We start from the raw sequence: 23,477 nt of genomic DNA, 5'->3' as shown, positions 1-23,477 counted from the left end.
GCTGGCGGGGCATATGGGCCCTGTCGCCGAACCCGTAGAGCGCGAGCAGGGACTGAATAAGCGACTTGGGAAAGATCATCGTCTTGCTCCGGTCTGACGGGATCACAACACGATTCGCGGACCTTCGTTCCTGACCCGGACGTTAATGCCGCGTTGAGTCTGCTCTGTCAGAATGACGCCAGGAGCTCCGCGTGGCCGTCAACAACAGCTATCTGCTTGGACTGTATGGGGGAACCTACGACCCCGCGTCTTCGGCTGCGCTGACGAATCTGGTCACCAGGAAGGCCCAGCCGACGGCGCCGTGGAGCACGGCCGCGCAGGCGACCGCCCCCAAGCCCGACGCGCTGGTCCGGCAGGCTCTGGGGGGACGCAAGTTCGTCAACGAGGACGCGGCCCAGCTCGACGTGAAGGGGGCCTCCGCAGACTACAAGAAGCTGTTCGCCCTGTATCAGGGACTGGATACGCTGAACGCCCTTGCCAACCGGGCGTCGACCAAGGGTCTGTCTTCGAGCGAACTCGCGCTGGTCCAGAAGCGCTTCGCCGCCGGGCTGGAAGAGATCGGCGCCTATCTGCCCAAGGCCGAGTTCGAGGCGTTGCGGCTGGTGCAGGGCACCTCGACCAGCGTGTCCAAGACGACCGCCGCCGTGCCCCGCGACAGCGCCAACTCCATCACCGGCCCGATCCACGAAGGCGCGCTCGATACGCCCGTCGCCGCCTTCGCCGGGGACACCCGGTTCAACATCACGATCAAGGTGCCCGCGGGCCTGTCGACGACCACGACCAGTATCGCCATCGACCTTTCACAACTGGGATCGACGCCGCGCACGCTCGACGCGGTGACGGGCTTCATCAACGGCAAGCTGGCCGATGCCGGCTTCCAGACCCGGATCGGGCGTGACCAGATCAAGGCCGAACCCAAGACGGTGACGGTCAACGGCAAGCCGGTCACCCTGCCGGCGGGACCGGACAAATGGGCCCTCGCCATTCGGGGCACCTCGACCGAGACCGTCGGCTTCACCGCGCCGGACACGTCCGATGCCGTCTATGTCGTGCAGTCGGCGGGGGCGGCTGCCCAGACCGCGACCACGACGGTCAACGGTGTCACGACCACCAAGACCACCGTGCCGGCCAGCACCGTCAATCAGATCCTCAAGTTTCAGAGCGACGGCGGGTCTGCCGCCGCCCCGACGGCCGGCAATGTCGGCGAAACCCAATGGGTCGACGGTCGCCTGTCCCAGGAAAAGCTGCCCGATGGCGTGAAGACCGTGCGCGCCAGCGCCGTGGGGCCCGACGGCTCGCTCTGGTTGGTGGCCGACGTCGAGGCCGGGCCGGGTAATCAGCCGATCAAGGGCTCCCAGGATGTGGCGCTGCTGAAGTACGACACGGCCGGACGGCTGGTGGCGACCCGCACCCTGGGCGCGGCCTCGAGCGCGAGCGGGTTCGCCCTCGCGGTGGACGCCGACGGCAATGTCGCGGTGGCCGGGTCGATCACGGGGTCGCTGAACACCTCCAGCACCGACGCGGGCAAGGCCGGCGAGGTCGCGACCGTGGCCGACAGCTTCGTCACCGTCTTCGACAAGGACGGTCAGGAACAGTGGACCCAGCGTCGCGGCGCGCGTGCCGCCGACGAGGCCACCAGCGTCGCCTTCGGGGCCGGTGGCACGGTCTATATCGGCGGGCGGTCGAAGTCGGCGATGACCGGCTCGACCGCCGTCGGGGGCTGGGACGGCTATGTCCAGGCGTTCAAGGCGGGCGAGCCCTATCCGACGGCCGGGATCGTCGCCAAAGTCGTGGGGCAGGCCCAGTTCGGCACCAGTGCCGACGACGGTGTGGACGCGGTCACCGTCGACGGTTCCAACCTCTATACAGCCGGCGTCGAGAACGGCCGCGCCGTGGTGCGCCGCTTCACCCTCGATGCATCGGGGGTCCCCACCCTGGCCTCGACTCGGGACCTCGGGGTCATCTCGGGCGAGATCGCAGGGCTGGCCGTGTCGAACGGCAAGGTCATCCTGACCGGCACCAGTCGAGACAGCGGGCTGGCGGCCGGGACTACCACGACGGCCAATTCCGGCGGCAAGGATGTCTTTGTCGCCGCCCTGTCGATCGATCTGGTCGCGGCCGGCACCGATCGGCTGAACTGGTATGGCAGCGCGGGCGAGGATTCGGCGGCCGACGTGAAGGTGGTGGACGGCAAGGTCTGGATCACCGGCATCGCCAACCGCGCGGCGGATGCCAAGGACACCGACCCGACCAACGCCTATCTGACGCGGCTCGATCCGCTGACCGGCGCCGTCGAATACACCCGCACCTGGTCCGGCGACGGCGACCAGGCCAAGCCGATGACCCTGGCTGTGGCGAAAAACGGGGCCAGCGTCCTGGATCGCCTGGGCCTGCCGCAGGGCGAGATCGACCAGTCGGATTCCAAGCTGCTGACCGCGGCGACGTCGCTGCGCGTCGGCGACCGGTTCTACATCAGCCCGGCGGACGGAGGCCGCGCCACGGCCGTGACCATCGACGCCAAGGACACGCTGGCGACGCTGGCCCGCAAGATCAGCGTGGCCTCGGGCGGCAAGCTGAAGGTCACGGTCGCATCCGAAGGCGGGGCGGTCACCGGCAAGGACGGCGAGACCACCACTACGACGGGCGGGCTGCAGCGGCTGTCGATCACCGCCAAGGACGGCAAGACCGGGGCGGTGCTGACCTCCGGCGAAACGGGCCGCGACGCCCTGCTGGGTCTCGGGCTTTCGCCGGGCTACATCGGGCTGGCGGCAGCCGACACCAGGACGAAGACCTTTGGCCTCGGCCTGCCTTCGAACCTGACCCTGTCCAATGCCGACGCCATCAAGGCGGCCGGGGAGAAGATCCAGGGCGCGCTGAAGGCCGTCCGCGACGCCTATCGCGGTCTGGCCCCACAGGACACGTCCGCGACGACCGGCGGGACCGTTCCCGCCTATCTGACCAATCAGATTTCCAACTACCAGGCCGCGCTTTCACGTCTCACCGGTTCCTGACGCGGGCGTCCGTTCCCGGTTGACGCATGGGGGGCGCGCGGGGTTATTGAGCCCTTACGCTTTCGCCGCCCCCGAGTGCCCCGCACAATGCAGCTTCCCAACGACAATCGGGTGATCCTGGCCATCGGCGCTGCTGTGGCGATCCTGGCGGCGATCGTGCTGGCCCTGATGTTCGGTGGCAAACGGGATCAGACCGAGGCCCCGCCCGTCGACCGGCCCGCCGGTCTGCAGGTCGATCTGGCTGACGCGCCTTCTCTGGAGCCGACGCGCGAGCTGCGCTGTTTCGTCGACGGTCAGTTCGTCGGCATGGCAACGCTGGCCGACTGTGCCCAGCGCAACGGACTGGCGACCGACGGCCTCGATGTCGGCCTGGACGCAAGCGGCAACCTGTCGGCCGCGCCGACGGCGTCCTTCGCCCCGCCGCCTGAACTGCCGACGTCCCCGGTGGCAGACCTGAACGACGATTTCGGCAATCCCGGCGCACCCCTGCCTGAGAAGCCCGGCAGCCAGCCGCAACGGGAACCCCAGGTGCAGCGCGCGTCCGGTGCGCCCTGCCTGCGTTACACCGGTTCGGAATGGCGCCAGATCTCGACCGACATGAGCCTGGGTCAGTGCGTCCAGGCGCTTTACGCCGGGACCTGTGTCCGCCCGGGTGACGCACAGTACGGGCAGCACGGCGGCCTGACCCTTCGTCTCGTGCCGCGCCGGGTCGAGCAGTCCACCGACAACAGCCGGTTCCGTATCCTGGCCGACCAGGACCGGAACTGCCAGTTCCCGAGCCTGAACTGATGCGCGCGATCGTTCCCGTTCTACTGCTGTCTGCCCTCGCTGCGGCTGGATGCGCCGAAAAGCTTACGCCTCCCTACGACAAGGGCGTCTGCTATGCCCTGGGCACGCCGGAGGGCGAGGCACCGCAGTTCAACGTCGTAGCGCGCGACCAGCCGGCGATCGAATACTGCGCCGCGCGTCTGGAAGAGGTGCGGGCCCGGTTCCTGGGCATGGGAGGCAATACCCGCGAGATGATCGGCTCCTATCAGGGCCGCTTCATCTTCGTCGACGGACGCGGCGTGTCTTACGGCAAGTCGCTCGACGGGATCCGCTTCTTTGCGCTGGCGCGTACGGGTGACGGCCGACTGGCCGTGCCCCAGGCCATCGAGCGCGAGGCCAATGGGCTCAGCATCATCGAGGAAGCGGCACCGCCGACCCCGCCGGCGGGCTAGAACGAAACCGGAACACGTGTTAACGATCGGCGCGGGCAGGACCCGAGCGGTCGAGATTTCAGAAAGAGAACGAAACTCATGGCGGGAAGCGTCAACAAGGTCATCCTGGTCGGCAATCTGGGCCGCGATCCCGAAATCCGGTCGATGCCGAACGGCGACCGGATCGCCAATCTGTCGATCGCCACGTCCGAGACCTGGCGCGACAAGTCCTCGGGCGAGCGCAAGGAAAAGACCGAGTGGCACCGGGTGGTGATCTTCAACGACAACATCGTCAAGGTCGTTGAAAACTATGTGAAAAAAGGTTCGACGGTCTACATCGAAGGCGCGCTGCAGACCCGCAAGTGGACCGACAAGGACGGCGTCGAAAAGTATTCGACGGAGATCGTCGTGGGCAAGTTCAAGGGTGAACTGACCATGCTGGGCGGCCGTGACGGCGGCGGCGCGTCGCAGGGCGGCGGCGGGCGTTCCAACGACGACGACTATTCCTCGGGCTTCTCGACCGGCGGGGCCAACAAGCCGTCCGGTCCGCGCGAAAGCTACGACCTGAACGACGACATCCCGTTCTGATCGAAACGGCCTGTCACCGACTGTGAGGCGCATCGCACGACAGATCGTGCAATGAGCCGCCCGTGCCCGTAACTCCCGACAAGCCTCACAGCCCGCTGACCCTGATGGAGATCGGCGCGATCGTCGCCATCGTGGTGATCTGGGGGGCGAACAACGCGGCGGCCAAGGTCGCGACCGACGTCCTGCCACCCCTCCTCACCGGAGCGTTGCGGTTCGCCATCGCGTCGGTGTGCCTGATTCCCTTCGTCCGGCCGCCGTTTCCGAACTGGAAGAGCCTGCTGCTGATCGTGGTGATCGGTGGTCCGCTCCACTACGGTCTGTTGTACCTCGGCTTTTCGCTGGCCGAGGATGTCAGTCCGGTCTCGGTGGCGTCGCAGCTCTGGATTCCGTTTACGGCGGTGTTCGCCTTCGTGCTGCTCGGGGAGCGCCTGTCGATGGCGGCCCTGGCGGGGCTGGTCGTGGCCTTCGCCGGTATCGTCTGGATGACGGCGGACCCCCATGCGCTGCATGACTGGCCCGCCATCCTGATCGTCGGCGTCGCGAGCGCCTGCTGGGCCATCACCACGGTCATCGCGCGGCGCACCACCTCGATCCCGCCGCTCAAGATGCAGGGACTGCTGGCCATGTTCGCCCTGCCGACGCTGGCCATGGGGTCGGCCTTCACCGAGCAGGGACAGGTCGAAGCCATCCGCGCCGCGACGCCGCTGATCTGGGTGTGCCTGCTGTGGGCGGGGATCGTGTCGTCGGTGTTCGCGACCAGCATGGTGTTCTGGCTGGTCCAGAAGCGCGAGGCCGGACGGGTGACGCCCTATTTCCTCGCGACCCCGGTTGTCTCGATCGCCATCGGCTGGGGATTTCTGGGCGATGTTTTAACGCCGCAGATCCTGACCGGAGCGGCCCTGACCATGGGGGGCGTGGCGGTCGTGGCCCTGGCGGAACGCGGCTTGCGCGCGGGTGCCGCCAAGGCCTGACGTTCGGGTCAGCCGGCCGCCATAACCCCGCAGATCACGCGGTCGCCCGCGCCGCCGATCGGCTGTGAGGTGTGATCGTCGATGTTGGCGTGGATCACGATGGCCGATCCGTCGGCATCCCACAGCCATTCGCCGGGGCCCTCGTCTGCGATCCGGGCGCGGCTGGTGAACAGCTCGGCCGAGACGGAACCATCGGCGGCGGCGAAGATGTTGGGCAGGTCGCCGTCGTCGGGACCGTCTGCGTTCAGCAGACCGTGCGGCTTGGCGGGCATGCCGTGGTTCACATGCGCGCCCGCCGAGGTGAACGGCGCAGCGCACTGGCCGACCGAATGGATGTGAACACCGTGCCAGCCGGGCGTCAGGCCCGTCGCCTCGATGCGGATCAGAAGGCCGGTCGCGCCCTGGGTCACGACAGCGCGTCCGACGCGCGCGCCCGAGGTGTTCATCAGCGTGGCTTCACCGAAGTCGCCGGGCGTCGCACGGGCCCCCGTGTGGTCACCGTAGTCGTTGGCAGTGACGCTGACACAGGCACCCAAGGGTGCGATCAGGAGCAGGGCGGCGAGGGTGGCGGCGCGCATGGTTTCGTCCTTTTGGTCGAGCGGTACGGGGCGGCGCGAAACTTTGCCTCGCGGGCCCACGGGTGCTAGAAAACGTCGCAGTGAATCACGTTCCGATTCCGGCCAACTAAAGCCACAAATCCTTGACTGACGACAGCAACTTCGACGACGCGCCGAACCCCGAAGAGGGCCGCGGCGCGGGCGCTCCCCTGCCGCCTTCTTCCGGCGGCGACATCGCCGTGATCTCGATCGAGGACGAGCTGAAACGCTCCTACCTCGACTATGCGATGAGCGTGATCGTCAGCCGGGCGCTGCCGGACGCGCGCGACGGGCTGAAGCCCGTGCACCGTCGCATCCTGTATTCGATGCACGACCTGAACATGACGCCGGAGCGCTCGTACTCGAAGTGTGCCCGCGTGGTCGGTGACGTGCTGGGCCGGTTCCACCCCCACGGCGATGCCTCGGTCTATATGGCCCTGGTACGGATGGCGCAGCCGTTCTCGATGGGGCTGATGCTGATCGACGGCCAGGGCAACTTCGGCTCCGTCGACGGCGATATGCCCGCCTCGATGCGTTATACCGAGGCCCGGATGGCCCCGGCCGCCAGCGCCTTGCTGACCGACATCGACAAGGACACCGTCGATTTCCAGCCGAACTACGACGAGAAGGAGCTGGAGCCCGTCGTCCTGCCGGCGCGGATCCCGAACCTGCTTGTCAATGGTGCCGGCGGCATCGCCGTCGGCATGGCGACCAATATCCCGCCGCATAACCTCGGCGAGATCGTCGATGCCTGTATCGCCTTGCTGGACGATCCCGAGGTCTCCGATGACGCGCTGCTGGATATCGTGCCGGGTCCCGATTTCCCGACCGGCGGCGAGATCCTGGGCCGCACCGCGCCCCGCAATGCGCTGCGCGACGGACGCGGCTCCGTCGTCGTGCGAGGCGTCGCCTCGGTGGAGACGATCCGCAAGGACCGCGAGGCCATCGTCGTCACCGAACTGCCGTTCCAGGTCAACAAACAGACCCTGATCGAGCGCATCGCCGAGATGGTCCGCGAGAAGCGTCTGGAGGGCATCTCCGACGTCCGCGACGAATCCGACCGCGCGGGCATGCGGATCGTCATCGAACTGAAGCGCGACGCCTCGGGCGATGTGATCCTGAACCAGCTGTGGCGCTACACCGCCATGCAGTCGTCGTTCGGCGTCAACATGCTGGCTCTGAACCATGGCCGTCCCGAGCAGATGGGCCTGCGCAAGCTTCTGGAGGTCTTCCTCGACTTCCGCGAAGAGGTCGTGGTCCGCCGGGTCAAGTTCGAACTGGCCAAGGCCCGAGACCGCGGCCACGTCCTGGTCGGTCTGGCCGTCGCCGTCGCCAATATCGACGAGGTCATCCACATCATCCGCTCGTCGGCCGACCCGGCCGAGGCGCGCGAGCGGTTGCAGGCCAAGGCCTGGCCGGTCGGCGACATGATCGCCCTGGTCGAGCTGATCGCCGATCCGCGCTCGGTGCTGATCGACGGCAACAGCCTGAAGCTGACCGACGAACAGGCCCGCGCCATCCTGGGCCTGACGCTGAGCCGCCTGACCGGCCTCGGTCGCGACGACATCTTCGGCGAGGCGAGGGGCCTGGCCGACACGATCCAGGGCCACCTGACCATCCTGTCGGACCGCAAGAACATCCTGGCGATCATCCGCGAGGACCTGCTGGACGTCCGCAACCAGTTCGCCGTGCCGCGCCGGACCCTGATCGGGGAGGGCGACTTCGAGCTGGAAGACGAGGACCTGATCCCGCGCGAGGACATGGTCGTGACCGTGACCCACGGCGGCTACGTCAAGCGCGTCGCCCTGAACGCCTATCGGACCCAGCATCGCGGCGGCAAGGGCAAGTCCGGCATGACGATGAAGGACGAGGACGCCATCACCGGCGTCTTCTCGGCCTCGACCCACACGCCGGTGCTGTTCTTCGCCACCAACGGCAAGGCCTACAAGCTCAAGGTCTGGCGCCTGCCGCTGGGCGCGCCGACGTCGCGGGGCAAGGCCTTCGTCAACCTGCTGCCCATCGAGCCGGGCGACAGCATCATGAACGTCCTGCCGCTGCCCGAGGACGAGACGACCTGGGGTGACTACGACATCATGTTCGCCACCCGCTCCGGCGACGTGCGCCGGAACAAGCTGAGCGATTTCGCCACCGTCAACCGGGCCGGCAAGATCGCGATGAAGCTGGAGGACGGCGATCACATGGTCGGCGTGGCCCTGTGCACCGCCGAGGACGACGTCCTGCTGACCACGGCGGGCGGCCGGGCGATCCGCTTCAAGGCCGACGACGTCCGCGTGTTCAAGGGCCGGGATTCGACCGGGGTGCGCGGCGTGCGGCTGCAGGGCGACGACGCGGTCATCTCCATGGCCGTGCTCGGTCGGGTCGATGCGACGCCGGACGAGCGGGCGGCCTACGTCAAACACGCCAACGCCATGCGCAAGGCGACGGGGGAGAGCGATGATGAAACGACGGGGGTCGAGGCGGATGACGAAGGCGCGGAGGAGGGCGGCGACGCCCCCATCTCGCCCGAACGCATCGCGGCGCTCGGCGCGGCGGAGCAGTTCATCCTGACGGTGACCGAAACGGGCTTCGGCAAGCGGTCCTCCGCCTACGAATACCGCCGCACCGGTCGGGGCGGGCAGGGGCTGACGGCCCACGGTCTGGGCGGTCGCGCGGGCAAGCGTCTCGCCGCCGCCTTCCCGGTCGAGGAGAGCGACGACCTGCTGCTGGTCACATCCAGCGGCCAGATGATCCGCACGCGCGTGGGCCAGGTCCGCATCGTCGGCCGGTCGTCGCAGGGCGTCACCATCTTCCGCACCGCCGAGGGCGAACGGGTCGTGTCGGTCGAGCGGCTGGCGGAAACGGGCGGCGGGGATGAACCCGAGGTCGAGGGTGACGGGGAAGACTAGGGGGATCGGTGAGCGATATCCTGATCGACGGGCTCGCGCCCACCGAGGCCGACCTCCACTACCTCGCCCTGGTCAACTACGGGGCCTACACCTCGTTTCGGGTGGAGGACGGCGGCGTGCGGGGGCTGGCCCTGCATCTGGCGCGGCTGGAGGCGTCTTCGGTCGAGCTGTTCGGCGCGGCGGTGGGGCAGGGGCACCTGCGTGACCTGCTGCGGACCGCGCTGGGCGACCGGCGCGAGGCCTGGGTCCGGATCAGCCTGTTCTCGCCGGACATCTGGCCCCGGATGCCGTCAGGGGTCGGTGCGCCGAAGGTCATGACGTCCGTGTCGCCGCCACCCCCTCCGCTGGCCGACAGTCTGCGCCTGCAGGTCCAGACCTATGGACGCGAAGAGCCGCACATCAAGCACACGGCCAGTATGGGCCTGATCCGGGCCCGTCGATCCGCCCGCACGGAAGGGTTCGACGACGCCCTGTTCGCGGACCCGGACGGCGTGATCTCCGAAGGCAGCAGCTGGAACATCGGCTTCGTCACGGGCGACACCGTCGTCTGGCCGCAGGCCCCGATGCTGGCGGGCGTGGCCCAGGCCCTGATCGCGCAAGGCCTGTCCGCGGTCGGTCTGGATCAGCGCGCCGCGCCCGTGCCCGTCGCGGAGCTTTCAGCCTTCGACGCCGCCTTCATCTGCAACAGCGCGACCCCGGCCTGTCCGGTGATAGCCATCGGCAAGACGGCCCTTGACCCGCGCCCGGACCTGATTGCGCGCATCCGGGCCGCCTGGGCGGCGAACCCGGTCGAGCCGATCTGACGGCCCGACCGGTCCTGCGTCGGTCTAGCGCCGGCGGGCCGTGAACAGGTCGCCCAGACGATCCGGCGTGCCCTCGATCCGCTCCAGATGCGGATACTTCAGGCCGTCGTGATAGTCGAAGGTCACGGTACGGAAACGGGTGCCGTCCTTGACGATCAGCTCGATCTTCTCGTCCGTGCCTTTGGCCGCGGTCACGGCGTTCGACAGACGCGAGGCCGAGGCCTCCTCGCCGTTGACGGCGATGATCTGCATGCCGGGGGCCAGGCCCAGCTGGAAGGCCGGGCCGTTCCACATCACGCTGCCGATCTGGTTCGTCGCGCTGGTCTGGAAGCCGAGCGAATAGGTGAAGTCGTTGCGGCCGTATTCGCCGTACAGCGTCTTCTGATAGTCGCTGGGCGTGTCGGTATAGACCAGCCGGTAGCCGCCGCGCGTCAGGCCGTCCAGCGGCGCGCCCGGGCCGTGACCGTCCAGACGGGTGCGCAGGAAGGTGGCCCAGTCGTGCTCGACCACCCCGTTCAGCGTCGCGACCACCTCTTCGAACGTATAGGGGTTGGCGCTGTAGTCGCCGTCGTTCATGCCGAAGAAGGCCTTGGCGAAGTCGTCCAGCGAGCGGCGGCCGTTGGTCTTCTCGCGGATCAGGGTATCGGCATCCAGCCAGATCAGCTGGCCCTCGACATAGTAGTCCTCACTGCGCTGCCAGGCGCGCCAGCCGATGGGCGCGCGCTGCTGGATGATCGGATCGTTGACGGTGTCCTGCATCGCCCGCCATTCGCGGCCGACGGTGTTGTCATAGGTTGCGGCGTCCATGGCCAAGGCGTCCAGCGCCTGCTGGCGGTTGTGCAGGCCGGACCGTGCGGCCAGCACCTTGCCCCAGAACTGGGTCTGGCCCTCATAGACCCACAGCAGGGTGTTCTGCATCGGGATGTTGAAGTTGGCGACGTCCTGACCGGCCGGGCGCCGGTACTTGCCGTCCCAGGAGTGGGTGTATTCGTGGGCCAGCAGGTCGCGGTCGCCCAGCTTCGACTCCCAGCTGGTGAAGAACTCCGGGTCGACGCTGTTCTCGGACGACCGGTGATGCTCCAGCCCGATCCCGCCCAGGCGGTCGGTCATGGCCATCAGGAAATCGTAGTGGTCGTAGTGCCGGGCTCCGAACAGATAGTCGGCCTGGTCCACCAGGTTCCGCAGGATGCCGATCTGCTCATCGGTGGGGGCGATGTTCGAGGCCTCGTCGGCGACGATGTTCAGGCGGACGGGCGAGCGGCCGCCTGGATCCAGGTCGATCTGGCGATAGTGCTCACCCGCGAACATCGGGCTGTCGACCAGGACGTCCAGCGTCACCGGCTTGAAGGTGGTGGTGTTGCCGGCCGTCGTCTCGGGCTCCAGCGCCGTGCCGAACTGCCATCCGGTGGGCAGGGTGATGCTGGCCTGGGTGGTGATGTTCCGGTGGAAGCGCCCGGCCGGATACAGCAGCATCTTCTCCCACTGCACGTTCAGCATCTCGGCCGTCATGGTGATGCGACCCTGGCTTCCCGTCGTCGGCGACAGGTGCTGGAAGGTGGCGACGATCTCGGTCGCGCCCGCCGGAACCTCGATGTGATAGGCCCAGGGGCTCAGCGTATCGCGTATCCATTCTACCCGCTGGCCATTGGCGGTGATGATCAGGCCGCCCAGCTGGACGATCGGCCCGACCGGTCCGTGATTGCCGGGCAGCCATTGCGGGAAGAACAGGGTCATCGGCCCGGCACGCTCGACCGGAATCGTCTCGCGCACCTGATAGATGCGACGGTTCAGGTCCGTGGCGTCGACCTCCAGCCGCACCACGCCTGACCAGGCCTGATCGACTACGGCGGGGATCGGCTGGGGCGTCTGCGGGTGACCGGCATAGCCGTCGACCTGCGCCAGAGCCGAGGTCGAAGCGAGCAGCAGGGTCGCGAGGCACGCGGAGAGGGCGAGACGCTTCATGGGCAGGGATATCCGGGGGATGAACAGGGGCGCACATCGCGCCGCAGCGGGTGGGGCGTCAAGCGGCGCTGTTTTCCTTCTCCCGCAAGGGGAGAAGGGCTCTCTGGATGTTTGCGAGGACTCGCGACGCCCGCTAGGACAGCGGCTCATCCCGCCCGCCCCATGAAGACCGCCCGCCATGCATGACATCCGCGCCATTCGAGAGACCCCGGACACCTTCGTGGCGGGCTGGTCGGCGCGAGGCGTCGAGGATGCAAAGGCGCTGGTCGCCGAGATCCTGAGCCTGGATACCGCGCTGCGCGCCGCCCAGACGGCGGGGCAGGACGCGCTGGCCCGGCGCAATGCCACGTCCAAGCTGATCGGGGCGGCGATGGGCAAGAAGGACATGGCCGAGGCCGACCGGCTGAAGGCCGAGGTCGAGGGGCTGAAGGCCGAGATCGCAGCGGCTGAGGCCGTCGAGGCGGACAAGGGCACGGCCCTGCGCGACCTGCTGGCGGCGCAGAAGAACCTCGCGGCCGACGACGTGCCGGACGGCGAGGACGAGGCTGGCAATGTCGAGGTGTCCGTCTGGGGCGAACCCCGGCGGACGGGTCCGGCCAAGGACCATGCCGATCTGGGTGAGGCGCTGGGCCTGCTGGACTTCGAGGCGGCGGCGCGGATGTCGGGGGCGCGGTTCGCCGTGTTGAAGGGCGGACTGGCGCGGCTGGAACGCGCCATCGGCCAGTTCATGCTGGACCTGCAGACAACCGAGCACGGCTATCTGGAGGTCAATCCGCCGTACCTGGTCAAGGACGACGCGATGTTCGGTACAGGGCAACTGCCGAAGTTCTGGGAAGATCTTTTCCAGATGCCATTGGAACAGCGGGCCGAGATCGAGCGAACGCTTAAAGCCGCTTTTGCCGCAGGCGTGCACCTCGACGGCTTCGAGACGCTATCCGATGCGGAGTTCCAAGAGATGGGCAAGCGGATGACTTACTTCGAGGGCCGCCGCTGGCTCATCCCCACCGCCGAAGTCTCCCTGACCAACCTCGTGCGCGAGCAGATCACGGCGGAGGATGAACTTCCCTTGCGCCTTACCGCCCTGACGCCCTGCTTCCGGGCCGAGGCGGGGTCGGCGGGGCGGGATACGCGCGGGCTGATCCGCCAGCACCAGTTCCACAAGGTCGAGCTCGTCTCCATCACCACGCCCGAGGCCAGCGACGACGAGCACGAGCGGATGACGACCTGTGCCGAGACCGTGCTGCAGCGGCTGGGGCTGCCCTATCGCCGGATGCTGCTGTGCAAGGGCGACATGGGCTTCTCGGCCCGGAAGACCTTCGACCTGGAGGTCTGGCTGCCCAGCCAGGGGGCCTATCGGGAGATCAGCTCGGTCTCCAACTGCGGGGACTTCCAGGCGCGGCGCATGGATGCGCGGTTCAAGCGCGCCGGCGGCGGCAAGCCGGAGTTCGTGCACACGCTGAACGGCTCGGGCCTCGCGGTCGGGCGGACGCTGGTGGCGATCATGGAGAACTATCAGGACGAGGGCGGGCGGATCGCGGCGCCCGAGGCGCTGGTGCCGTACATGGGCGGCCTGACCCACGTCGGCGGAGCCTGATGAGAATCCTCCTCACCAACGACGACGGGATCGAGGCCGAGGGGCTGGCGTGTCTCGAGCGGATCGCGCGGACGCTGAGCGACGACGTCTGGATCGTGGCCCCGCATGAGGAACAGTCCGGCAAGGGGCGGGGGATCACCCTGACCGAGCCCCTGCGGGTCAACCGGTTCGGCGACAAGCGGTTCTCGGTCACGGGGACGCCGACCGACTGCGTCGTCCTGGCCGTCAACGACCTGATGCCGGAGCGGCCCGATCTGGTGCTGTCGGGGGTCAACCGGGGGCACAACGTCGGCGAGGACTGTTCCTATTCCGGCACGGTCGCCGGCGCGCTGCAGGGCATGGCCTTCGGCATACGCTCGATCGCCCTGAGCCAGTCGCTGGAGCGGTTCCACGACGAGGTGACCGCCCATTGGGAAACCTCCGAGACCTTCGCCCCCGCCATCATCAGCCGCCTGCTGGCCCAGACCTGGGAGCCCGGCGTGGTCATGAACCTGAACTTCCCGGCCCGCGCGCCCGAGGACGTGACCGAGGTCGAGGTGACGGTGCAGGGCTTCCGTCAGGCCGGTGAGATGCATGCGGTGAAACGCACCGACCTGCGCGGCCGCGACTACTACTGGATGAGCTTTCGCGGCACGAAACAGGACCACACGCCGGGCACCGACCTGCGCGCCATGGACGACGGGAAGATCAGCGTCACGCCCCTGCACATCGACCTGACGCACAGGCCCAGCGTGCATGACCTGAAGGGCGTGCTGGGCGGGGCCCCGCCCAAGGCGCTGGCGGAATGAACCTGAAGGACGACCGGGCCGGGCGGCTGATCCTGTCGCTGCGCCAGCAGGGGGTGACCGACCCCCGCGTGCTGGGGGCGATGGAATCCATCGACCGCGCCGTGTTCGTGCACGAGAAATTCCTGGATCAGGCGTGGGAGGATCAGGCCCTGCCGATCGACTGCGCCCAGACGATCAGCCAGCCCTATATCGTCGGCCTGATGACCCAGGCGCTGGACGTCCAGGCGCGCCACCGCGTGCTCGAGATCGGCACCGGCAGCGGCTACCAGTGCGCGGTCCTGAGCCGGCTGGCGCGCTATGTCTATTCCGTCGAACGCTATCGCAGCCTTATGGTCGAGGCCGAGGGCAAGCTGCGGACCCTGGGCATCGACAACGTCATCACCAAACATTCCGACGGCGGCCTGGGCTGGCCCGAACAGGCGCCGTTCGACCGGATCATGGTCACGGCCGCCTCGCCGACCGAGCCGACCGAGCTGCTGAAACAGCTGAAGCCCGGCGGTGTGCTGGTGTGCCCGGTCGGGCGGACCTCGGTGCAGATGCTGCATCGCTACACCGGCCAGGACGACGGCTCGTTCCGGCGCGAGAGCCTGTGCGAGGTGCGGTTCGTGCCTCTGGTCGAGGGAACGGCGAAGGAGGGGTGACCGCCCCCGCGCGGGCAGGCATGATGCGTCCTATGCGTGTTTTTCCTGCCCTGGCGTTCGGACTTTCTGTCATCGTTATCGGCTGGCCCGCCGCGGCGCAGACGCGGTCGGTGTGCTTCGAGCCCGGGACGGCCCAGCTGACCGCAGACGCCTATGCCGCCGTGCGCGAGGTGGGTCTGGAGATGCAGACGGGCCCGGGGAGATGGCCGCACGCCGTGCTCGGGGGCAGCGTCGCCGACGACGGATCGGCGCTGGATCGTGAGCGCGTCGACCAGGTCCTGCTCGAGCTTGTCCGGGTCGGGGTGGGCGTGGGTCGCGTGAAGATCGAGCCGATCCCATCCCCTTCCGCGCACTGTGTGCCCCTGGACGTCGGTCAGGACGACCCGCCCTATTATGCGCTCTGGCATTTCTGGCCGCTCTTCTTCCCTGAAGGCGGCACCGAGGTCGCGTCGGACGGGGCGCGCCGCATGCGCTTCATCGTGGCCGACTACCAGCCCGGGCAAACCGTCTATCGCGTGCAGGGTTACGCGGACACGGCCGGCAGCGCGGCCGCCAGCATGGCCGTCAGCCGACGCCGCGCCGACAACGTCGCCAGCGAACTGATCCGCCAGGGCGTCCGCTGGGACGACATCGTGGTCGAGGCCTTTGGAGAGACCCGGCTCGCCCGCCCAACGCCAGATGGCACAGGGGAACCGTTGAACCGAAGGGTTGTGGTGGATGTCAGAAGCCGGCCTGCCGCCTCGCCCCGTTAACCTTCCCGCCCAACTTTCGTGCTGTTTGCCGGGTTGGTAGAGGCAGCGGTGCGGGGCACGGTGTGATGCTTCCTGGGAGGGGTTCTATGCGGCTTTCGAACTGGCTGACGGCGGTGCTGCTTGTGGGCGGGGCGCTGGCGACGACGGCGTGCGCCAGCTATCCGACCGAGCCGCGCTATTCGACGCGGCCGATGACCGGATACGGGTCGGGCGTGGCGAACCAGCCGCAGTCGCCGGCGATCGAACCGCCACCCTATGAAGCGCCGCCGCCTTCGACCGTGCCCTACGAGAGCATCGAGGGCGGGGCCCTGCCGCCGCCGTCGTCCGGCGCGACGACCGGAAACCTGAACGGCGGAACCTATTCGCCGCCCCCGGCCTACCAGCCGCCGGCCTATACCCCGCCTGCGGCCGAGCCGGCCTATGTGCCGCCGCCTGCCTATCAGCCGCCCGGCGGGCCGGTCTCCACCAGCGCCGGGGCCGCCTATACGATCCGGAGCGGTGACACGATCTCGGGCGTCGGTCGACGCTTCCAGACGCCGGTCCAGACCCTGATCGACCTGAACGGCCTCGGCCCGCGCGGCGCGATCACGGTCGGACAGGACATCATCCTTCCCGACAGCGCGGTCGACACCGGCCCCGATCCCTATGCCACGGGCCCGGCCCCGCGCGGCGTCATGGTCCCCGAAAACGGGATGGCCCCGCCGCCGCCTCCCCCGCCTTCCGGCAACCCCGCGGCCCCGCCGCCGTCACGCCAGCCGGCCAGCAGCGGACAGGTCGGGACGGCTCCGATCAGCTCGTCGGTCGCCCTGCAGTGGCCCGTGCGCGGCGAGATCGTGCGCCGGTTCGGCCCGGTGGGGATGGGAGAACGCAACAACGGCATCAATATCGGTGCCTCCGCGGGGGCCTCGGTGGTCGCGTCGGCGGACGGACGCGTGGCCTATGTCGGCGACGACCTGGTGGGGCAGGGGCTGACGGTCCTTATCGTGCACCGCGACGGCTGGCGCACGGTCTACGGCCATCTGGGCTCGGCGACCGTGGACGACGGGGCGGACGTTCGCGCGGGCCAGCAGATCGGCACCGTGGGCCTGACCGCCGGCGACGGCCGACCCTCGATCCACTACGAGACCCGGCGGATGCAGGGCGACGAGCCGGTGGCGATCGATCCGCTGACGGTGTTGCCGAGGTAGCGGCGTTGCATTGTTGAAGGCTCGGCCCTAGGTATCGCGCCTTGTTTTCAAAGGGCGCCCCGACGTGTGGCCTGCCCGCGTGGGGATTGACCTATGACACCTACCGCTGACGCAGGCCCCATGGGCCTCATCGTGCAGTTTCTGCCCTTCGTCGCGATCTTCGTGCTGTTCTACTTCCTGCTGATCCGTCCGCAGCAGAAGCGCGCCAAGGAACACGCGGCCCTGATCGCGGCGGTCAAGCGCGGCGACACCATCGTCCTGTCGTCGGGTCTGATCGGCAAGGTCACGCGGGTCGAGGATGCCGAGGTCAACGTCGAGATCGCGCCCTCCGTCAACGTGCGCGTGGTCAAGGGCATGATCGCCGAGGTGCGCAATCGCACCGCGATCGCCGCGAACGACACCAAGGCCATTTCCAAGTCCTGATCCCCGACCGCTGAACCGGAAGTCGCGTCCATGATTCAGCTGTCCCGCTGGAAAGTCATCGTTCTGATCGCTGCGCTGGTGTTCGGCCTGCTGCTGGCCCTGCCCAATGTGCTGAGCCCGTCCCAGCGCGCGGCACTTCCGGGTTTCATGCCCAAGAACACGCTGAACCTGGGGCTGGACCTGCAGGGCGGGTCGTATCTGCTGCTGGAAGTCGACGTGGACGCGATGCGCACCAAGCGGATCGACAACCTGATCGAGGACATCCGCGTCGGGCTTCGCGAGGCCGGCATCGCCACCAATCAGATCACCCGCGAGTCGGGCGGGGCGGTGGTCACCCTGGCCGATCCGTCGCAGGCCGAGGCAGCCTATCAGGAACTGCGCAAGCTGATCGGCGCACCGGGTGCCAACGGCGCCGCCGAACGGGCGGCGACGCGCCTGTCCGATGGCCGCGTGCGCCTGGCCTTTACCCAGCAGACGCTCGACACGATGGGGGCCACGGCCGTGGACCAGTCCATCGAGGTCGTGCGCCGCCGGATCGACAGCCTCGGCACCCGCGAACCTTCGATCACCCGTCAGGGTGCCGAGCGGATCGTCGTCCAGGCCCCCGGCGAGAGCGATCCCGCCGCGCTGGAACGCGTCATCGGCCAGACGGCCCAGCTGACCTTCCAGATGGTGGACACGGAGAATTCGATCCAGGACGCGCTCGCCGGTCGGGTGCCCCCGGATGCCCAGCTTCTCGTCGGCGACGACGGACAGACGCCCTATCTGGTGAAGAAGCGGATTCTGGTGTCGGGTGAAAACCTGACCAAGGCCGAGGTCAGCGCCGACCAGAGCGGACGGCCCGCCATCGGCTTCCGCTTCGACGGTCAGGGCGCACGACGCTTCGGCGAGGCGACCGCGGCCAACATCGGCAAGCCCTTCGCCATCATTCTGGACGGCAAGGTCATCTCGGCCCCGACGATCAACGGCGCGATCCTCGGCGGCTCGGGCATCATCGAGGGCACATTCACGATCGCCCAGGCGTCGGAACTGGTAAATCTGCTGAATGGCGGGGCTCTGCCGGCTCCGCTGAAGGTCGAGGAACGCCGGACCGTGACCGCCGAACTGGGGGCCGACGCCGTCCAGAACGGCAAGATCTCGACGATCATCGGCTTCATCATCATCGTCGCCTTCATGATCCTGGCCTACGGCTTCCTGTTCGGAGGCATCTCGGTCATCGGTCTGGTGCTGAACGGGCTGCTCATCATCGCGGCCATGTCCCTGACACAGGCGACGCTGACCCTGCCCGGGATCGCCGGTCTGGTCCTGACGTTCGCCGTGGCCGTGGACGCCAACGTGCTGATCTATGAGCGGATCCGGGACGAGGCGCGGGCCGGTCGATCAGTGATCGCCAGTCTGGACGCCGGCTTCAACAAGGCTATGGGCACCATCATCGACGCCAACCTGACGACCCTAGTGGCGGCGGCGATCATGTTCATCTTCGGGGCCGGACCGGTGCGCGGCTTCGCCTGGACCCTGTCCATCGGGGTGTTCACGTCCGTCTTCTCGTCGGTCCTCGTGGCGCAGGTCCTGCTGGCCTACTGGCTGAAGACCACCAAATCGAAGACCCTGCCGATCGCGGAGAGCGTGCGATGACCTGGTGGCCCCTGATCAAGGTCCTTCCGCAGAAGACCAACTTCCACTTCGTCAAATACGCCCGGCTGGCCGCCGTGCTGTCGGTCGTGCTGTGCACGGCCTCCATCATCGGCTGCTTCTATCCGGGGCTGAACATGGGCATCGACTTCCGGGGCGGGGCCTCGATGGAGGTCTACAAGCCCGCCGGACAGTCCATCAACGCCGAGGCCATCCGCGAGGCCGTGTCCGGGCTGGAGATCGGTGACGTCGGCGTGCAGGGCATCGCGCGTCGCGATACCAACGTCGAGGACGGTTCGACCGCCATCGTGCGCTTCCAGGTCCCCGAGGGTCGCGACCAGACCGCGGTGGTCAACAGCGTCCAGAGCGCCATCAACCAGGCCGTGGGCCAGGTCAGCTATTCGGGCGTGGAGGTGGTCGGTTCCAAGGTCTCCGGCGAGCTGTTCACCTCGGGCCTGCTGGCCCTGGGCGTCGCGATCCTTCTGATGTTCGCCTATATCTGGTTCCGGTTCGAACCGCAGTTCGGCTTCGGGGCCGTCGCCGGCCTGCTGCACGACGTCATCCTGACCTTCGGCCTGATCGTCCTGTTCAAGCTGGAGTTCAGCCTGAACATGGTGGCCGCCATCCTGACCGTCATCGGCTATTCGATGAACGACACCGTCGTGGTCTTCGACCGTCTTCGCGAGAACCTGCGCAAGTACAAGACGATGCCCCTGCGCGAGGTCATCGACCTGTCGCTGAACGAGACCCTGTCGCGGACGATCATCACCGGCGTGACGGCGGTCATGGTGCTGGCGGCCCTGGCCTTCTTCGGCGGCGAGGCCCTGTTCGGCTTCTCGATCGCCCTGATGTTCGGGATCATCATCGGCACCTATTCTTCGATCTATGTCGGCGCGCCGATTATCCTGCTGTGGGGCGTCAAGCGCGGCGAACTCGCCGAGGATGCCAAACCCGTCAAGCTGGGGATGGCGAGCCGGCCCTGATCGCCCTAGCTTGCCGCTGACGACTCAGGGGGAACGACCACCATGGCCAATCTGCTTTCGAACTTTCGCACCACGCTGATCCTCAGCCTGGCGCTGGCGGCGATCATGATCTTTGCCTTCGCGCGCGTGTCGGGCGTCGATGCGCTGACGTTCGGACAGGCCGTGGCGCGCTGGGCCCACGTCGGGTTCGGCATCCTGTGGATCGGGCTTCTCTACTACTTCAACTTCGTCCAGATCCGGGTCATGCCGTCGATCCCGGGCGAGCTGAAGCCGGCCATCTCGAAATACATCGCGCCCGAGGCCCTGTTCTGGTTTCGCTGGGCGGCCCTGTTCACCGTGATCGCCGGCCTGGCCGTCATGGGCTTGAAGGGTCACGCCTATTCGGCCGAGGTCATGAGCTTCGGTTTCGCGGGTGGTCTGGTCGAGGGTGATCAGGGCTATGCGCTGATGGGCGTGGGCGTCTGGCTGGCCATCGTGATGTTTCTGAACGTCTGGGGCATCATCTGGCCGAACCAGAAGCGGGCGCTGGGCATCGTCGTCGTCGACGACGACAAGAAGGCCAAGGCCGCCCGGGTCGCCATGCTGGCCAGCCGCACCAACCTGCTGCTCAGCCTGCCGATGCTGACCTCCATGGCGATGTACCAGACCCTGTTTGGCTGATCGGCCATGACGGCGCCGCGCCTCGCCTTCGTCCTTCTGTTGCTGGGCGAGGGCATCCAGCTGGCGGCGATCGTCATCGGCGGGGCGCTCTATCCCGGTTACGACCACCTGCGTCAGTACATCAGCGAGCTCGGAGCCACGGGGGCTGTCACCGGGCCTGCGGTCAGCTGGCTCGGGTTCGTGCCCAGTGGCCTGTTGATCACGGCCTTCTGCGGGTTGGCCGGCTGGATTCTGCGCCGAAATCTCCTGGCCGTCGTCGCCTGTCTGCTGCTCGGTTGGTACGGGCTCAGCCTTGCCGGAGCAGGGCTCTATCCGTGCGCCTTCGAGTGCGCCCGGTCCGAGCCCACCCTGGACGCCCTGATGCACGACCTGATCGGGGGCACCGGCTATCTCACGGGCGTGGTCGGGCTCGCCCTGGCAGGTCTGTCGGCCCGTTCCGGCGCGGCTCCGTGGCTGGCGCCGCTTGGCCTCGGCTGTGCGGCCGTGGCCCTGCTCGGGTTTGGCGGGATCGTCGCCGACGTGGAACTGGGCGGTCTGTTCCAGCGCCTTCTCGAAAGCGCCATGGCCGTATTCCTGATCGCGTTCGGCTGGGCGCTGCGAAGGAGCGGGGTATCCAACCCGGCCGCGTCCGGATGAGCGAAGCCGGACTCGATGCCCAGGTCCGGGCCGCCGATCCAGATCGCTGGCTGTCCAGCCGGTTCGTGAGCGACCCGCAGGCCCGTGCCGACCTGATCGCGCTGTATGCGTTCGAGGCCGAACTGATGGCCATTCCCACGCGGGTGACCCAGCCCCTTCTGGCCGAGATGCGATATGCCTGGTGGCGCGAGCAGCTGGACGGGGTCTGGGCCGGGAGCGCGCGCAAGGGCCATCCTGTGCTGGAAGCCATGACAGATCTGGTCGGCCGGCACGGACTGGATCGCGCGCCGTTCTACGCCCTGATCAAGGCGCATATCGGCCGGGTCCATGGCGACCCGCACGACCTGGAGGCCTTCTATGTCGGTCCGATGCAGGCCGCGGTGCATCTGCTGGCAGGGGCCGGTCATGCCGGGACGGTCGTGGAGGCAGGACGATTGTGGGGTCTGCAGCAGGTCGGCCGCGCGACTGAGGCCACGCCGCTCAGACCTCTTGCCAACCAGGCGCTTCGCGCCCTTCCGGCGGCCGGGTTTCCGGCCGTGGCCCACGCCTGCTTGTCCGCCCGACCCCGGTCGGACGCCGCGCGGCGGATCAGGCTTTTGTGGTCGATCCTGACGGGGCGCGTCTGACGCGCTGCTGATTTAGATACAGGACGCCGCCCCAGGCCAGGGACAGGGCGGTGGCAGCGGCAATCACGGCAAAGGTCATCAACATGGCGATAAAAATGCGCATCGCCGGGTCGGGTTCCCGTCAGGCGGCGCCCCGCCACGCCTCGAGCTCGCGGAGCGCCCGCAGGCTCATCAACCGCTTCTTGGCCCGGCCACGTTCCTTCAGCGGAATCTTGACCCCCGCCTCGTCGATCTTGGGGGCGTCGAGGGGTGGCAGAAGGCCATAGTTGATGTTCATCGGCTGGAACTTCGACCCCGTCAGGTGCCCTCCGGTGATGTGCTCGACCAGCGCGCCGATCGCGGTATGGGCGGCGGGCGCATCCAGCGGCTTGCCCAGCCGTTCGGCGGCGGCGAGCCGCCCCGCCAGCAGCCCGGTAGCGGCGCTCTCAACATAGCCCTCCACGCCCGTGACCTGACCGGCGAAGCGCAGGCGCGGCATGGCCTTCATCCGCAGCTGGCGGTCCAGCAACTGCGGGCTGTTCAGATAGGTGTTGCGATGCAGGCCGCCGAGCCTGGCGAACTGGGCGTTCTGCAGGCCGGGGATCATCCGGAACACCTCGGCCTGGGCCCCGTGCTTCAGCTTGGTCTGGAAGCCGACCATGTTGAACAGTGTCCCCAGCGCATTGTCCTGACGCAGCTGGACGATGGCGTAGGACTTGACCAGCGGGTCGCGCGGGTTGGTCAGGCCGACCGGCTTCATGGGTCCGTGGCGCAGGGTCTCGCGCCCCCGTTCGGCCATGACCTCGATCGGCAGGCAGCCGTCGAAATAGGGGACATTCTCCCATTCCTTGAACTCGGCCTTTGGCCCGTCCAGCAGGGCGTCGATGAAGGCCTCGTACTGGGCCTTGTCCATCGGGCAGTTGACGTAGGCGGCGGCGTCCCCGCCGGGGCCTTCCTTGTCGTAGCGAGACTGACGCCAGGCGATGTCGAAGTCGATGCTGTCGGCGTGGACGATGGGGGCGATGGCGTCGAAGAAACTCAGCGCCTCCTCGCCGCTCAGCGACAGGATCGCCTCGGCCAGGGCGGGAGAGGTCAGGGGGCCGCTGGCGACGATCACGCTGTCCCATTCCTCGGGCGGCAGGCCCGCGATCTCCTCGCGCACGACCGTGACGAGGGGGTGGGCGTGCAGGCGGTCCGTCACGGTGCGGGAAAAGGCCTCGCGGTCCACGGCCAGGGCTCCGCCCGCCGGCACCTGGTTCACATCGCCGCTGGCCATGATGATCGAGCCCAAGGCGCGCATCTCGGCGTGGAGCAGGCCCACGGCATTGTGCTCCCAGTCGTCGGAGCGGAAGGAGTTCGAGCAAACCAGTTCCGCCAGCCCGTCGGTGTGGTGGGCGTCGGTCTTCACCCCCGGCACGCCGCGCATCTCGTGGATCACGACCGGCACGCCCGCCTGGGCGATCTGCCAGGCGGCCTCGGAGCCGGCGAGGCCGCCGCCGATGACGTGGATGGGGGACAGGGTGGGGGAGGGCGTGGTCAT

At 68.0% G+C, this 23,477-nt stretch carries 21 protein-coding genes; 18 read left to right on the top strand and 3 right to left on the bottom strand.

The genetic code is table 11. From position 1 onward, the window contains the following. Positions 1-191: 191 nt before the first annotated feature. The 5 genes from BRESU_RS13115 to BRESU_RS13095 all read left to right on the top strand — a co-directional run bounded on the left by BRESU_RS13115 (position 192) and on the right by BRESU_RS13095 (position 5,769). Positions 192-3,011 carry an NHL repeat-containing protein gene (locus tag BRESU_RS13115; protein ID WP_013270042.1) on the top strand — a complete coding sequence of 940 codons (2,820 nt, stop codon included), beginning with the start codon at positions 192-194 and terminating at the stop codon, positions 3,009-3,011. An 87-nt stretch (positions 3,012-3,098) separates the two neighbouring features. Next, the gene (locus tag BRESU_RS13110; RefSeq protein WP_013270041.1) at positions 3,099-3,800 is read left to right on the top strand and encodes a hypothetical protein; all 702 of its coding nucleotides are present in this window, start codon (positions 3,099-3,101) and stop codon (positions 3,798-3,800) included. Next, complete coding sequence (locus BRESU_RS13105; RefSeq protein WP_013270040.1) at positions 3,800-4,231, top strand: hypothetical protein; 432 nt, start codon at positions 3,800-3,802, stop codon at positions 4,229-4,231. The genes BRESU_RS13110 and BRESU_RS13105 overlap by 1 nt, the downstream gene beginning before the upstream one ends. Positions 4,232-4,309: 78 nt before the next feature. Beyond that, a complete protein-coding gene (ssb, locus tag BRESU_RS13100) occupies positions 4,310-4,798 on the top strand; it encodes a single-stranded DNA-binding protein (RefSeq protein WP_013270039.1) in 489 nt (162 codons plus the stop codon). Between the two features lie 62 nt (positions 4,799-4,860). After that, complete coding sequence (locus BRESU_RS13095) at positions 4,861-5,769, top strand: DMT family transporter (protein ID WP_013270038.1); 909 nt, start codon at positions 4,861-4,863, stop codon at positions 5,767-5,769. An 8-nt stretch (positions 5,770-5,777) separates the two neighbouring features. Here BRESU_RS13095 and BRESU_RS13090 read toward each other — a convergent pair whose 3' ends face one another. Beyond that, positions 5,778-6,347 carry a superoxide dismutase family protein gene (locus BRESU_RS13090; protein ID WP_013270037.1) on the bottom strand — a complete coding sequence of 190 codons (570 nt, stop codon included), beginning with the start codon at positions 6,345-6,347 and terminating at the stop codon, positions 5,778-5,780. 122 nt (positions 6,348-6,469) lie between these two features. Between BRESU_RS13090 and gyrA the strand changes: the two genes are divergently transcribed. Both gyrA and BRESU_RS13080 read left to right on the top strand, forming a co-directional pair. Next, positions 6,470-9,271: a DNA gyrase subunit A gene (gene gyrA, locus BRESU_RS13085; protein WP_013270036.1), complete on the top strand. Its 2,802-nt coding sequence runs from the start codon at positions 6,470-6,472 to the stop codon at positions 9,269-9,271. An 8-nt stretch (positions 9,272-9,279) separates the two neighbouring features. Then, positions 9,280-10,074: an aminotransferase class IV gene (locus BRESU_RS13080; protein ID WP_013270035.1), complete on the top strand. Its 795-nt coding sequence runs from the start codon at positions 9,280-9,282 to the stop codon at positions 10,072-10,074. Positions 10,075-10,098: 24 nt separating this feature from the next. Here the strand turns inward: BRESU_RS13080 and BRESU_RS13075 are convergent, their stop codons facing one another. Then, positions 10,099-12,036, bottom strand: coding sequence for a M61 family metallopeptidase (locus tag BRESU_RS13075; RefSeq protein ID WP_013270034.1), 1,938 nt, complete (start codon positions 12,034-12,036; stop codon positions 10,099-10,101). A gap of 178 nt (positions 12,037-12,214) precedes the next feature. Between BRESU_RS13075 and serS the strand changes: the two genes are divergently transcribed. The 11 genes from serS (at position 12,215) to BRESU_RS13020 (ending at position 21,958) form a co-directional block, all read left to right on the top strand. After that, a complete protein-coding gene (serS, locus tag BRESU_RS13070; RefSeq protein WP_013270033.1) occupies positions 12,215-13,630 on the top strand; it encodes a serine--tRNA ligase in 1,416 nt (471 codons plus the stop codon). After that, the gene (gene surE, locus BRESU_RS13065) at positions 13,630-14,418 is read left to right on the top strand and encodes a 5'/3'-nucleotidase SurE (RefSeq protein WP_013270032.1); all 789 of its coding nucleotides are present in this window, start codon (positions 13,630-13,632) and stop codon (positions 14,416-14,418) included. The genes serS and surE overlap by 1 nt, the downstream gene beginning before the upstream one ends. Next, complete coding sequence (locus tag BRESU_RS13060) at positions 14,415-15,059, top strand: protein-L-isoaspartate(D-aspartate) O-methyltransferase (protein ID WP_013270031.1); 645 nt, start codon at positions 14,415-14,417, stop codon at positions 15,057-15,059. Before surE ends, BRESU_RS13060 begins: the two co-directional genes overlap by 4 nt. Next, entirely contained in the window at positions 15,056-15,811 is a 756-nt protein-coding gene (locus BRESU_RS16960) for an OmpA family protein (RefSeq protein ID WP_156796165.1), read from the top strand. Before BRESU_RS13060 ends, BRESU_RS16960 begins: the two co-directional genes overlap by 4 nt. Positions 15,812-15,897: 86 nt before the next feature. Beyond that, complete coding sequence (locus BRESU_RS17710) at positions 15,898-16,998, top strand: peptidoglycan DD-metalloendopeptidase family protein (RefSeq protein WP_013270029.1); 1,101 nt, start codon at positions 15,898-15,900, stop codon at positions 16,996-16,998. 120 nt (positions 16,999-17,118) lie between these two features. Beyond that, positions 17,119-17,421 carry a preprotein translocase subunit YajC gene (yajC, locus tag BRESU_RS13045; protein ID WP_013270028.1) on the top strand — a complete coding sequence of 101 codons (303 nt, stop codon included), beginning with the start codon at positions 17,119-17,121 and terminating at the stop codon, positions 17,419-17,421. 30 nt (positions 17,422-17,451) lie between these two features. Continuing rightward, a complete protein-coding gene (secD, locus tag BRESU_RS13040; RefSeq protein WP_013270027.1) occupies positions 17,452-19,056 on the top strand; it encodes a protein translocase subunit SecD in 1,605 nt (534 codons plus the stop codon). Then, entirely contained in the window at positions 19,053-20,036 is a 984-nt protein-coding gene (gene secF, locus BRESU_RS13035; RefSeq protein ID WP_013270026.1) for a protein translocase subunit SecF, read from the top strand. Before secD ends, secF begins: the two co-directional genes overlap by 4 nt. A 42-nt stretch (positions 20,037-20,078) precedes the next feature. Beyond that, on the top strand, positions 20,079-20,696 hold the full coding sequence (locus BRESU_RS13030) for a membrane protein (protein WP_013270025.1): 618 nt from the start codon (positions 20,079-20,081) through the stop codon (positions 20,694-20,696). Between the two features lie 6 nt (positions 20,697-20,702). After that, entirely contained in the window at positions 20,703-21,332 is a 630-nt protein-coding gene (locus BRESU_RS13025; protein ID WP_013270024.1) for a DUF998 domain-containing protein, read from the top strand. Beyond that, on the top strand, positions 21,329-21,958 hold the full coding sequence (locus BRESU_RS13020; protein WP_013270023.1) for a squalene/phytoene synthase family protein: 630 nt from the start codon (positions 21,329-21,331) through the stop codon (positions 21,956-21,958). The genes BRESU_RS13025 and BRESU_RS13020 overlap by 4 nt, the downstream gene beginning before the upstream one ends. 121 nt (positions 21,959-22,079) lie before the next feature. On the opposite strand, the gene trmFO is transcribed toward BRESU_RS13020, so the two are convergent. Then, on the bottom strand, positions 22,080-23,477 hold the full coding sequence (trmFO, locus tag BRESU_RS13015) for a methylenetetrahydrofolate--tRNA-(uracil(54)-C(5))-methyltransferase (FADH(2)-oxidizing) TrmFO (RefSeq protein WP_013270022.1): 1,398 nt from the start codon (positions 23,475-23,477) through the stop codon (positions 22,080-22,082).

Origin of the sequence: Brevundimonas subvibrioides ATCC 15264 (genome assembly GCF_000144605.1) — a bacterium.
Taxonomy (GTDB): Bacteria; Pseudomonadota; Alphaproteobacteria; order Caulobacterales; family Caulobacteraceae; genus Brevundimonas; species Brevundimonas subvibrioides.
Note: the sequence above shows the minus strand (reverse complement) of the source record. Positions and strands in the feature narration are given on the sequence as shown.

Coding starts and splice junctions, on each gene's coding strand:
- yajC (WP_013270028.1), top strand. CDS start 17,119: ATGGGCCTCATCGTGCAGTTTCTGCCCTTCGTCGCGATCTTCGTGCTG.
- BRESU_RS17710 (WP_013270029.1), top strand. CDS start 15,898: ATGCGGCTTTCGAACTGGCTGACGGCGGTGCTGCTTGTGGGCGGGGCG.
- BRESU_RS13110 (WP_013270041.1), top strand. CDS start 3,099: ATGCAGCTTCCCAACGACAATCGGGTGATCCTGGCCATCGGCGCTGCT.
- BRESU_RS13075 (WP_013270034.1), bottom strand. CDS start 12,036: ATGAAGCGTCTCGCCCTCTCCGCGTGCCTCGCGACCCTGCTGCTCGCT.
- BRESU_RS13060 (WP_013270031.1), top strand. CDS start 14,415: ATGAACCTGAAGGACGACCGGGCCGGGCGGCTGATCCTGTCGCTGCGC.
- BRESU_RS13090 (WP_013270037.1), bottom strand. CDS start 6,347: ATGCGCGCCGCCACCCTCGCCGCCCTGCTCCTGATCGCACCCTTGGGT.
- BRESU_RS13020 (WP_013270023.1), top strand. CDS start 21,329: ATGAGCGAAGCCGGACTCGATGCCCAGGTCCGGGCCGCCGATCCAGAT.
- trmFO (WP_013270022.1), bottom strand. CDS start 23,477: ATGACCACGCCCTCCCCCACCCTGTCCCCCATCCACGTCATCGGCGGC.
- serS (WP_013270033.1), top strand. CDS start 12,215: ATGCATGACATCCGCGCCATTCGAGAGACCCCGGACACCTTCGTGGCG.
- BRESU_RS13105 (WP_013270040.1), top strand. CDS start 3,800: ATGCGCGCGATCGTTCCCGTTCTACTGCTGTCTGCCCTCGCTGCGGCT.
- secF (WP_013270026.1), top strand. CDS start 19,053: ATGACCTGGTGGCCCCTGATCAAGGTCCTTCCGCAGAAGACCAACTTC.
- ssb (WP_013270039.1), top strand. CDS start 4,310: ATGGCGGGAAGCGTCAACAAGGTCATCCTGGTCGGCAATCTGGGCCGC.
- surE (WP_013270032.1), top strand. CDS start 13,630: ATGAGAATCCTCCTCACCAACGACGACGGGATCGAGGCCGAGGGGCTG.
- BRESU_RS13025 (WP_013270024.1), top strand. CDS start 20,703: ATGACGGCGCCGCGCCTCGCCTTCGTCCTTCTGTTGCTGGGCGAGGGC.
- BRESU_RS13030 (WP_013270025.1), top strand. CDS start 20,079: ATGGCCAATCTGCTTTCGAACTTTCGCACCACGCTGATCCTCAGCCTG.
- secD (WP_013270027.1), top strand. CDS start 17,452: ATGATTCAGCTGTCCCGCTGGAAAGTCATCGTTCTGATCGCTGCGCTG.